11 protein-coding genes and 1 pseudogene are annotated in these 11,026 nt (G+C 68.9%); 6 read left to right on the top strand and 6 right to left on the bottom strand.

Annotation, left to right across the window (positions count from 1 at the left end):
• The first annotated feature begins 5 nt into the window (after window positions 1-5).
• The 3 genes from KAG51_RS02455 to KAG51_RS02445 all read left to right on the top strand — a co-directional run bounded on the left by KAG51_RS02455 (window position 6) and on the right by KAG51_RS02445 (window position 4,021).
• Window positions 6-1,007 (top strand): Lrp/AsnC family transcriptional regulator, encoded by a 1,002-nt coding sequence (locus KAG51_RS02455; RefSeq protein WP_290580272.1) that lies wholly within the window; start codon window positions 6-8, stop codon window positions 1,005-1,007.
• Between the two features lie 79 nt (window positions 1,008-1,086).
• Entirely contained in the window at window positions 1,087-1,998 is a 912-nt protein-coding gene (gene lipA, locus KAG51_RS02450; RefSeq protein ID WP_290581229.1) for a lipoyl synthase, read from the top strand.
• Between the two features lie 76 nt (window positions 1,999-2,074).
• Complete coding sequence (locus KAG51_RS02445) at window positions 2,075-4,021, top strand: helix-turn-helix transcriptional regulator (protein ID WP_290580270.1); 1,947 nt, start codon at window positions 2,075-2,077, stop codon at window positions 4,019-4,021.
• A gap of 12 nt (window positions 4,022-4,033) precedes the next feature.
• Here the strand turns inward: KAG51_RS02445 and KAG51_RS02440 are convergent, their stop codons facing one another.
• The 5 genes and pseudogenes from KAG51_RS02440 to KAG51_RS02420 form a co-directional block, all read right to left on the bottom strand.
• Window positions 4,034-4,555 carry a hypothetical protein gene (locus KAG51_RS02440; RefSeq protein ID WP_290580268.1) on the bottom strand — a complete coding sequence of 174 codons (522 nt, stop codon included), beginning with the start codon at window positions 4,553-4,555 and terminating at the stop codon, window positions 4,034-4,036.
• 45 nt (window positions 4,556-4,600) lie between these two features.
• Window positions 4,601-5,041, bottom strand: a pseudogene (locus KAG51_RS14015) (calcium-binding protein); the annotation flags it as partial.
• A gap of 155 nt (window positions 5,042-5,196) precedes the next feature.
• A complete protein-coding gene (locus tag KAG51_RS02430) occupies window positions 5,197-5,619 on the bottom strand; it encodes a hypothetical protein (protein ID WP_290580264.1) in 423 nt (140 codons plus the stop codon).
• Between the two features lie 75 nt (window positions 5,620-5,694).
• Window positions 5,695-6,735 carry a calcium-binding protein gene (locus KAG51_RS02425; RefSeq protein WP_290580262.1) on the bottom strand — a complete coding sequence of 347 codons (1,041 nt, stop codon included), beginning with the start codon at window positions 6,733-6,735 and terminating at the stop codon, window positions 5,695-5,697.
• 95 nt (window positions 6,736-6,830) lie between these two features.
• Window positions 6,831-7,475, bottom strand: coding sequence for a DUF4333 domain-containing protein (locus KAG51_RS02420; protein ID WP_290580260.1), 645 nt, complete (start codon window positions 7,473-7,475; stop codon window positions 6,831-6,833).
• A 410-nt stretch (window positions 7,476-7,885) separates the two neighbouring features.
• On the opposite strand from KAG51_RS02420, the gene KAG51_RS02415 reads away from it, so the two are divergent.
• Window positions 7,886-8,593, top strand: coding sequence for a DUF4191 domain-containing protein (locus KAG51_RS02415; RefSeq protein WP_290580258.1), 708 nt, complete (start codon window positions 7,886-7,888; stop codon window positions 8,591-8,593).
• A gap of 2 nt (window positions 8,594-8,595) precedes the next feature.
• The gene (locus KAG51_RS02410) at window positions 8,596-8,964 is read left to right on the top strand and encodes a hypothetical protein (protein ID WP_290580256.1); all 369 of its coding nucleotides are present in this window, start codon (window positions 8,596-8,598) and stop codon (window positions 8,962-8,964) included.
• Between the two features lie 6 nt (window positions 8,965-8,970).
• Here KAG51_RS02410 and KAG51_RS02405 read toward each other — a convergent pair whose 3' ends face one another.
• Window positions 8,971-9,336: an RDD family protein gene (locus KAG51_RS02405; RefSeq protein WP_290580254.1), complete on the bottom strand. Its 366-nt coding sequence runs from the start codon at window positions 9,334-9,336 to the stop codon at window positions 8,971-8,973.
• Between the two features lie 185 nt (window positions 9,337-9,521).
• On the opposite strand from KAG51_RS02405, the gene glnA reads away from it, so the two are divergent.
• Window positions 9,522-10,943, top strand: a complete 1,422-nt coding sequence (gene glnA / locus KAG51_RS02400) for a type I glutamate--ammonia ligase (RefSeq protein WP_290580252.1) — start codon at window positions 9,522-9,524, stop codon at window positions 10,941-10,943.
• Window positions 10,944-11,026: the final 83 nt, after the last annotated feature.

Here is an 11,026-nt window from a genome sequence, read left to right as displayed (position 1 = left end):
TGACGATGGACGTGGACGAGCTCGACCTGGCACTCGTGCACGCCCTGCAGACGGCGCCCCGCGCACCGTGGAGCGCCGTGGGCCAGGTGATCGGTCTGGATGCCGGCGCGGCGGCACGACGCTGGCGCCGACTGGTCGATGAACGACTCGTCTGGGCGACCGTCATGCCGTCGGTGGAGTCGGCCCACGACGCACCGATCGGGGCCGCGGTCGAGGTGGAGTGTGCCGCGGTCGACCTCGAGCGAGTCGGCGGTCAGCTCGCGGAGGTCCCGTGGATCCTGACCGTGGAGCAGGTGTCGAACCGGTCGAGCCTGCTGCTCGAGGTCGTCGGGCTCGAGACGACGGCGTTGGCCCGACGAGCCCAGGCCGAGATCGGACGTGTCGACGGCGTGGCCCGCGTCATGGTCTACCCGGTGGCGGAGCTCTTCGGGGAAGGTGGCGCCTGGCGACTGGACGCGATCTCACCGGCCCAGAGGGCACGACTGCTGCAGATCTCACCGTCCAGCGGCGCGCGCCGCCGCCCCACGCCCTCCTCGCTCGCCGCGATCACGCAGTGTCTGCGCGACGACGTCCGGATGCCGATCGCGACCCTGGCTCGCACGTGCGGATGGTCCGAGAGCACGGCACGGCGCAAGCTCGACCAGGTGCTCGGGACTGGTGCGCTCCGCCTCCGCGTCGACCTCGCGCAGCCGGCCACCGGTTTCCCCCTGACCTTCACCTCGTGGTGGCGGGTCCCGACCGACCAGATCACGTCGGCGGGCACCGCTGCCTCACAGCTGCGGAGCACCCGCCTGTGCGCGTCGCTGGCCACCGGGCACGCCAACCTGGTCACCGGGTCTTGGGTCCGCGACCTCGCGGGCATGCGGAACGTGGAGAGCGAGCTCACGACGCGCCTGCCGGAGGCGACCCTGCTGGATCGTGCGCTGACGGTGCGCTCCTTCAAGCGCGGAGGGTGCCTTCTGGACCACCACGGGCGGACCAGAGGGGTCGTCCACATCGAGTTGTGATGGGCTTGCAGCCGACGGCGCCGGCCTGGGCCGCAGGCGTACAGTGGACCGCGTGACCATCGCACCTGACGGACGCAAGATGCTGCGACTCGAGGTCCGCAACGCGGAGACCCCGATCGAGAAGAAGCCCGAGTGGATCAAGACCCGCGCGAAGATGGGCCCGGAGTACAACGAACTCATGGGCCTGGTCAAGGGCGAGGGCCTGCACACGGTGTGTCAGGAGGCCGGTTGTCCCAACATCTACGAGTGCTGGGAAGACCGTGAGGCCACGTTCCTGATCGGTGGCGAGCAGTGCACGCGTCGCTGCGACTTCTGTCAGATCGACACCGGCAAGCCCGCTGCGCTGGATCGCGACGAGCCACGGCGCGTCGCCGAGAGCGTGCAGAAGATGCAGCTGCGGTACTCCACGATCACCGGCGTCGCCCGCGACGACCTGCCCGACGGCGGTGCCTGGCTGTACGCCGAGACCGTGCGCCAGATCCACGAGCTCAACCCCGACACGGGCGTCGAGAACCTGATCCCGGACTTCAACGGCATCCCCGAGCTGCTGACCGAGGTGTTCGAGTCGCGCCCCGAGGTGCTGGCCCACAACCTCGAGACCGTGCCGCGCATCTTCAAGCGCATCCGTCCGGCGTTCCGCTACGAGCGTTCGCTCGACGTCATCACCCAGGCCCGCGACTTCGGGCTGGTCACGAAGTCGAACCTGATCCTGGGCATGGGCGAGACCCGTGACGAGGTCTCCGAGTCCCTGCGCGACCTGCACGAGGCCGGCTGCGACCTCATCACGATCACGCAGTACCTGCGCCCCTCCAAGCGCCACCACCCCGTCGAGCGGTGGGTCAAGCCCGAGGAGTTCGTCGAGCTCTCCGACGAGGCCACCGAGATCGGCTTCGCCGGGGTCATGTCCGGTCCCCTCGTGCGCTCCTCCTACCGCGCCGGCCGCCTCTACCAGCAGGCCATCGAGGCCCGCGAGGCCGCCCGGGTCCGCTGAGCCGTCCGTGTCACGCTCCCGCAGAGCCCGGGGTACGCGCCTGGCTCGATAAGATGCCGAATCCGGAGACTTGGTGGTGAAGCGCGTGCAGCAGTCGGACCGAGACGACACGGTCGACCTCGGTCCGCACAGCCGCGTCCTGGAGGCCGTGGCACGCGTGGGAACGGCCTCGACGCGCACCGAGTTCACCGAAGCAGCTTGTCGCGAGCTGTACGAGCTCGTGCCGGGCCGCTGGACCGGATTCGAGGAGCTCGAGCTCGACACGGGACGATCGACCGTCACAACCTGGCCCGCCCAGTCCCCGACGTGGCACGAGTCCTACGTCGACCTGCACGGCCGGCATGGCGCCGAGCACCCGATGATGCGTCGGATGTTCGACGGCGACGCCGGTCAGGTGGTGACGTGGGGCGACGTCGGGATGATCGACCAGTTCACGTCGACGACGCTCTACACCGAGTTCTACGCCCAGCACGGCATCACCGATCAGCTGGCGATCCGTCTCCCGTCCGCCACCGGGGTCGTCGCGACCATGACCGTGTGCCGCGGTGGTTCCACCTTCGACGCGTCCGACCGCCAGGTCGCGGAACTGTGGCGTCCCCAAGTGGCCAACCTGCGCGAGCTCTTCGCCTGGCGCGAGCGAGCACACGTCGCCAGCGCTCTGGCGGAGCTGGGCGTCGGGTGGAAGGCCGCGGTCGTGGACGACTCAGGTCTCGTGCTGGCCGCGACGGCGGCGGCCTCGCTGATCGGAGACAGCATCGGAGCAACCATCCGTCCCGGTCGCTCCCTGGCCGGCACGCGGCTCTGGTCACACGTGACGGCGAACCGCGGAAGCGACGACGTGTACCGGATCGAGAGTGCCTATGGCGGCGTCGACGCCCAGGCGCGCGAGGACCACCTGGGCCGGTGGCGCCTGCTGATGAGGCCGGTGGCGCACCATGCGTCGATCCCCGACCGCCCGAGCGCCACCGACATCGTCGGTCTGTCGGTGGAGGACCAGGAGTCCGTGCTGGAGGCCATTGGTTCCATCGGCCGGGCGGAGACCTTGGAGGAGTTCGCACGGGCCGCGTGCCGCGAGCTGCATCGACTCGTGCCGGGCATCTGGGCGTCGTACAACGAGACGAACCTGCTGACCGCGCGAACGGCGGCCTACGTCTGGCCTGAGCGTGATCCCGAATGGTTCGACCAGAATGTCCGCACCTTCGCCCGATTTGCCGACCAGAGCCCTCTCGTGCGCCACATCTCTGACGAGGGCGAGTCCGACGTCCGGACCTTGCTCGAGCTCGACCCCGACCACGCGTTCGAGCAGACAGACCTGTATCGCGAGTACTACGCCCCGCTCGGGGTGCGGAGCCAGGCCGCTTTCGGACTCCCGGCACCGTCAGGCGTCGTGATCGCACTCGTCGTCAACCGCGACGGCGCCGAGTTCACCCGCCGTGACCGGCGGGTCATGGAGGAGCTGCGCCTCCACCTTTCCAACATCTACCGGATGGTGGCGGCCTACGAGCGCTCACGCGGCATGTCGACTGCGGTCGAGAGCGACGGCTGGGAGACGATCCTCATCGCTGATGACGGAACCGTGATCGAGTCGACGCCGACGGCCGAGGAGGTCGGGCGTCGGATCGGCACGGGACTCCGAGTGGGCGACTCGCTGCGTGGTACAGCACTCTGGGAGCAGCCGGAACCCGGCGAGCAGTGGTGGTCGGTCAAGCGGGTCCCAGCCACGAGTCTCGAGGTCGAGGACGATGCCTTCGACGCGTCGCTCACGGTCAACCCGGTCGGACCGCACGTCCTGCTGCTCAGGCCGGCGCACACCGCGACGGTCGAGTCGGCGATGCACCTCGGCTTGACGCGGCGTCAGGCCGAGGTGGCCCTGCTGATCGTTGACGGGGCGACGAACGTGCAGATCGCGCGACGCCTCGGCATCTCGCCGGGCACGGCCCGCAAGCACGTCGAGGCGGTGCTGGCCGTGCTGGGCGTGCCCTCACGGGCGGCCGCGGCAGTCGCCGTGATGCGCAGCCGCTGACGAGGGCGTGGCTCAGCCGCGCTGAGCGCGGCGTGCCACCGTGATCGTGAGGGCGCCGCCAGCAAGCAGCAGACCTCCCAGAACCAGGACACCGACGAGGTCCTCGGGAGCCCCAGTCGCGGGAAGCACGCCGATGTCGCCGGCGGCAAGAGCAGCAGGTGACGCGACCTGGGCCACGCCCGCGCCGCGGGATCCGTCATCGTCAGGCGCGACCGTTCCCGGCATCGTGTCCGCATCCTCCTCTTCAGCCGCGGTGAGCCTGATCGTCAGGAGAGCGGTCGACTCGATCGCGCCCGTGCCGGTCGGCCGGCTCACCACGTAGAACAGGTCACCAGTCGTGAATGTCGGATCAGTGATCTCGAACGTCACCAGGCCCGTCAGCTCGTCGATCGAGGCCGTCACGCCCGCCGGCACACCCAGGATCGAGTACCGCACTGGATCGGCCTCATCGGCCTCATCAGTGAGCTGCTCGTCGTTGGCCCGCACGTCCACCACCGTCGAGACACCCACCGGCGCCGAAGCTGCGTCGTCCACGGCGCACGCCAGGTCGGCGCCAGCGCCGCCCTGGAGCAGGTCATTCCCACCGCCACCGCAGAGCAGGTCGTTCCCGTCGTCTCCGTGGAGCTCGTCGTCGCCGTCTCCACCGCTGAGGAGGTCATCGCCGTCACCACCGAACAGCTGATCGTTGCCGTCGCCGGCGTAGAGGTAGTCGTCACCGTCACCTCCGTCGAGGTCGTCGTCGCCGGGCCCGCCGACCAGGTCGTCGTTGTCGCCCTCTCCGTCGAGGTCATCGTCGCCGTCACGGCCGAGAAGGATGTCGTCTCCTTCACCACCACGGACCTGATCGTCTCCCGCGCCACCGTCGAGGTAGTCGTAGCCCGCGCCACCGTCGAGGAGGTCGTCGCCGTCACCGCCGCCGACGGAGTCGTCGCCCGGAGTTCCGCTGAGGACGTCGTCACCGCTGGTCCCTTCGATGACATCGGCATCGGCACCAGAGGGTGCGAGCACCACGACGGACATCAGGCCGAGAACGGCGACCAGGCGTGAGAAGGCAGGACGAGACAGTTTCATGGATCCTCATCGACGAGTGACGGCTGTTGCTCCCAGCCTCGCAACCCTCGAACCAGAGCAAAATACGCCGTTCTACGTAGGGCCGGACGGGACCTCACCTGAACTCAGCTGCCGGGGCTGCGGCTCCCCACGCGCCCCACCAGCTCGTCCACGGCGGCGACCACGGCCGCGACCAGCTCGTGATCGGGTCCACTGAAGTGACCGTCGATGAGCCCGTTGCCCGACTCGGCCACCCCCTGCCAGCCACGCACCTCGAAGGAGAGCCCGTGGACGTCGTTGTCGACCCGGTTAGCCAGGGTCGCCTCGGCCTGTCGGCCAGCCTCGATCACGACGCTCGTCCCGGTCCCGGCCGCGCTCGCGGTCATCGGCGGCATCAGGATCACCGTCACCGGGATCCCTCCCCTGACGGTCGTCACGATGCCGAGCTGCAGATCGACCTTCCACCCGGTTCGATCGACGAGCTCGGCCATCGCCGAGTGGCGCCTGCGCCATTTCGCCATCGGGTCCTTGGTTCCGAAGAGTCCCACGGCCTGCCTCCATCTGCGGTTCGACAGCATTCGGACGGTCCTTGGCGTCGCACCGGGCGGCGCCCGTGACGATCGTCAGGCACGGTGGGGGCGACGGCGCGTGCCGGCCACGAGCGCTCCACCAGCCAGGATCAGGACGCTCGCCAGTGCCACGAGGCCCTGGAGGTCCTCCGGAGCGCCCGTCTCCGGGAGCACGACGTCGCTGTCGTCGGACGTCGGGAGGACCGGCGAGGCGGCCAACACCACGCCACGGTCCTCATCCTGGTCGGGCGTGGCTGGCACCCCGCCCTCGTCGGCCGTCAACGTGATCGTCAAGAACGCCGTGGACGCGATCGTGCCGGTGTCGGTCAGCCGGCTGACCAGGTACACCAGGTCACCGCTCGTGAACGTCGGATCGGTGATCTCGAAGGCGACCAGCCCCGTCAGCTCGTCGATCGTCGCCGTCACGCCCGCGGGCACGCCCACGATCTGGTAGCGCACTGGATCGGTCTCGTCGGCCTCGTCACTCAGCTGCTCGTCGTTGGCCCTCACGTCGACCACGGTCGGCGTGTCCAACGGAGCCACTGCCACGTCGTCGACCGCACAGGCCAGGTCGGACCCGGACCCACCGAAGAGGACGTCGACCCCGCTGCCACCGCACAGGAGATCGTCACCGTCGCCGCCACTGAGGTAGTCATCGCCGTCGCCGCCACTGAGGTAGTCATCGCCGTCGCCGCCACTGAGGTAGTCGTCACCATCCCTGCCGACGAGAAAGTCACTGCCGTCGCCGCCGTAGAGCTCGTCCGCGCCAGCGCCACCGTCGAGCTGGTCGTCGAGCTCGCCGCCGCTGAGGTAGTCGTCGCCATCGCCGCCGTCGACCTCGTCGCTGCCGTCGCCGCCGAACAGCACGTCATCGCCAGCACCACCGACCAGGATGTCGTCACCGGCACGGCCGTCGACCTCGTCGTCACCGTCGCCGGCACTGATGGTGTCGTCGCCGGGGGTGCCGGTCAGGACGTCATCCCCGGGAGTCCCGTCGATCACGTCGGCGTGCGCGGGGACGGGTGCGAGCAGCACGACGCAGGTCAGGCCGAGAACGGCGATCGGGCGGGTCACGGCGGGACGAAGCGGCTTCATGGATCCTCATCAGAAGAGTGACTAGGGCGCACCCAGCCTGTCGACTCGTGCGGCGCGACGGAATACGCCGTTGTGCGTAGACGCCGTCGACCACGTCAGTCGTTCCGGTCGCCGCACCGCTGACCACCGGCAGCTTCCCCGCACGACGCGCTGCTCCCGCTCGGACGTGTCTGGTCACCCAGACGCCAGGAGAAGTCGACCTGCAACCCTTCGGCACCCTTGGCGCTCAGGACGACCGGTCCTGAGCGGCCTTCGGCTGTGACGGCGTCACAGCTCATCTCCACCGTCGACGTACCGGCGAGCTCCGGCTCGGGACAGGTCAGCTCAGTGAGCGTCAGGCCCGTGGCCTCGGCGAAGTCATCGGCGATGATGTCACCGACGCGGTCGGTCAGGAGCCGTTGGGAGCCCGGCTCGACCTTCCAGACGAACTCGAGCGTCTCCTCGTCCTCCCGCAAGCCGGTGGCCTCCACAGCCACAGTGCTGCGCACGTCGTCGTGAACCATCTCGCACGTCGTCGTCGCACCGATCTCGGCGTCGAGACCGTCGGGACAGTCCATGGACTCCGGAGTGACCTCACTGAGCTCAGTGACCAGGTCGGCCAAGTCGTCCTCCAGGCTGGGCCCGCTGATCCCGGCCGGACCACCCACCGAGACGTCGACGTGCCCGGAGCACGCTGTGCCGCCGGCCAGGAGCAGCACGGTCCCGAGCAACGCGGCGATCCGTCGCCCTGGATCAACCACGGTGGATCCAATCGTGCGCGAACAGGTCGGCTGTCACGTCACGGTCACGACAGACCGTGACCCGGGTGGCCGGGCGGCCGAGCACGGAGACGACACGGGGCAAGGGCATGCGAAGCAACTTCATGGATCCTCATCGGAAGAGAGCTCGGGAGAACCCCTAGGCTGTCGAGTTCCAGCTCAGCTCGACATACGCCGTTCTGCGTAGGCGTTGCGACCCACGGCGCCACCGGGGCCCACTCCATCGCCCGCGCGCCGGACGCCCTCCCCTGGCCACGTCTCGATACGGGCGCTCGCCGAGCTCGCCCCCACTCGACGACCCGGTGGCGCGGCCCGGCGTGGTTGCGCCTCCCCCGTTCGACGAGCAGGTGGCACCGGCTTGGGGTTGGGTGATCTGCCCCTAGACTGACCCCATGTCTGCAGGTACTCCCGCCCCGGCCACGGGTCGCATCGCCCAGATGCGCCAGGCCTACCGCATCACCAAGAACTCCGATCCGAACATCGGGCTGCTCCTGCTGCTGTGGTTCCTGGTCGTCGGCGGCGTGTTCGCCGTCGCGATGCTGCTGCTGTTCGACCGCGGCGTGCTCGGGATCATCCTGGCGGTCGTCTTCGGCATCCTCACCGGCATCCTCGCGGCGCTGATCGTCTTCGGCCGTCGCGCCGAGCGGGCCGCCTACGCCCAGGTCGAGGGTCAGCCCGGCGCCGCCGCCAGCGCGCTGCAGATGCTGCGCCGCGGCTGGATCGTCAAGCCGGTCGTGGCGTTCACCAAGAACCAGGACATCGTCCACCGCGTCGTCGGCAAGCCCGGCGTCATCCTGGTCGGCGAGGGCAACCCCAACCGCGTGAAGTCGCTCATGGCGTCCGAGAAGCGCAAGCACGCGCGCATCGTCGGCGAGAGCGTGCCGATCGTCGAGGTCGTCGTGGGCCGCGACGAGGGCCAGGTCCCCCTGCCCAAGCTCAACCGGCACCTGCAGAAGATGAAGAAGGCCGTCAAGCCGGCCGAGCAGACCGCGATCGTCAACAAGCTCAAGGCGCTCGACGCGATGCGTCCGGCCGCGCCCATGCCGCGCGGACCCGTGCCGACCTCGATGAAGTCGGCGCGCAAGATGATGCGCGGCTGACGATGCTCCGCCGGGCGGCGGTGCTCGTGATCTGCACCGCCGCGCTCGCCGCCTGCGGCGCCTCCGAGCCCACGCCGGGCGAGATGAGCTCGCAGACCTACCGCAGCCTCGTCGTGCAGGACGACCTCACGATCGCCGACGTCGAGGCCGCGGGCGCGATCGTCTCAGAGGATCTCGAGCGCACGTTCGTCGACGAAGGCGGATACCCCGCCCGCGACGTCGCCCGGTGCCGGTACGCGCGCACGCTGCACCTGCGCACCGCCGAGGAGCACCAGTACCGCGGCACGGCCCGGTTCTGCTTCGACGCGCAGGGACGCTCGGTCAGCATCGAGCGCCACCGCGTCGACGCGCCGGACGAGCCGGCCGGCTGAGGACGATCAGAACCGCACGACGCGAGACCCGGCGGCCAGGTCGTGCAGTCCACGCTTGTCGTCGGTCATGACGATCGCGGGGATCACGAACGTCAGCAGCACGGTGCGCACCAGGGCCCGCGGGATCCCGATGGGCCGGCCGGCCGGGTTCTCGACGCGCAGGCGCATGATCCGCTTGCCGATCGACACCCCGAGCAGCCCGGTCAGGATGGCGACCTGACCCACGAAGATCCCGGTGATCACGAGGTTCTGAGGAATGTCCTTCGGCGGGTACGTCACCCCGAAGAAGAGAGCCGCGGCCAGCGCCGCGATGATCCAGTCGATGAACAGGGCGGCCAGGCGCCGGCCCAGCGACGGTTCGGTGTCGTCCACGGACTGAGCCTAGCGAGCGCGACGATGCGCCCTGAGCACGGCAGGACTGGCACATGTAACTTGGCCGAAACAATTCGTTGACGGTCGGGAAACTGCCTCCGCCTACATTCAGGGGCGACGCAGGCCCCCGCGCCTGTGACGTGGAAACCCGACTACCTGTGCCGCTGCGCGGCCGAGGAGGCCCAATGTTCGGCAATGCCGACGAGTTCTTCAAGTTCGTCAAGGACGAGGGCGTCGAGTACCTCGACGTCCGATTCACCGATCTTCCCGGCATCCAGCAGCAGGTGACCCTGCCGGCGTGGACGTTCGACGCCGACGCTGCCGAGAACGGCGTCGCCTTCGACGGTTCGTCGATCCGCGGCTTCCAGAGCATCGACCAGTCCGACATGGTCCTGTTCCCCGACTTCGGCACGGCGTACGTCGACCCGTTCAAGCGCCGCAAGACGATCGCGATGGACTTCTTCGTCCACGACCCGATCACGGGTGAGGCCTACTCGCGCGACCCGCGCAACGTGGCCCGCAAGGCCGAGGCGTACCTGGCCACGACGGGCATCGGCGACACCGCCTTCTTCGCCCCCGAGGCCGAGTTCTACATCTTCGACCGCGTCGCCTACGGCACGAGCGCCAACAAGTCGTTCTACGAGATCACCTCGGCCGAGGCCGCCTGGTCCACCGGCGACGACATCGCCGACAACCGTGGCTACAAGGTCCGCTACAAGGGCGGCTACTTCCCCGTCGCGCCGACCGACAAAACGGCCGACCTGCGCAACGACATGATGAGCAACCTCGCCGAGGCGGGCCTGGTGCTCGAGCGCGGTCACCACGAGGTCGGCACGTCGGGCCAGGCGGAGATCAACTACAAGTTCGACACGCTGCTCAAGGCCGCCGACGACGTCATGAAGTTCAAGTACATCGTGCGCAACACGGCGTGGGCGAACGACAAGACGGCCACCTTCATGCCGAAGCCGATCTTCGGCGACAACGGCTCGGGCATGCACGTGCACCAGTCGATCTGGAACAACGGCGAGCCGCTGTTCTACGACGAGGCCGGCTACGGCGGACTCTCGGACACCGCCCGCTACTACATCGGCGGCATCCTGAAGCACGCCCCGAGCCTGCTGGCGTTCACGAACCCCTCGGTCAACTCCTACCACCGCCTGGTCCCGGGCTTCGAGGCCCCGATCGCGCTCGTGTACTCGGCCCGCAACCGCTCGGCCTGTGTCCGCATCCCGATCACCGGCTCGAACCCGAAGGCCAAGCGCATCGAGTTCCGTTGCCCCGATCCGTCGAGCAACCCGTACCTGGCGTTCTCGGCGCTGCTGCTCGCCGGCCTGGACGGCATCAAGAACAAGATCGAGCCGGCGGCCCCGATCGACAAGAACATCTACGAGCTCCCCGCCGAGGAGTACGAGGCCATCGACATGGTCCCGACCTCGCTCAACGCGGTGCTCGACAACCTCGAGCAGGACCACGAGTTCCTGACGGCCGGCGGTGTCTTCACCCCCGACCTGATCGAGACGTGGATCGACTACAAGCGCACCGAGGAGATCCTCCCGGTGCAGCTGCGGCCGCACCCGCACGAGTTCGAGCTGTACTACGACATCTGATCTGAGGGTTTTCACCCTCTGTCGCTAGTTGCCGAAAACGGCGGCTGACCTGCGGAGACGTCGTCCGACGTCTTCCAGAGTCA

Source organism: Aeromicrobium sp., from assembly GCF_023146395.1.
Taxonomy (GTDB): Bacteria; Actinomycetota; Actinomycetes; order Propionibacteriales; family Nocardioidaceae; genus Aeromicrobium.
This window is presented reverse-complemented; position numbering and strand designations above follow the sequence as displayed.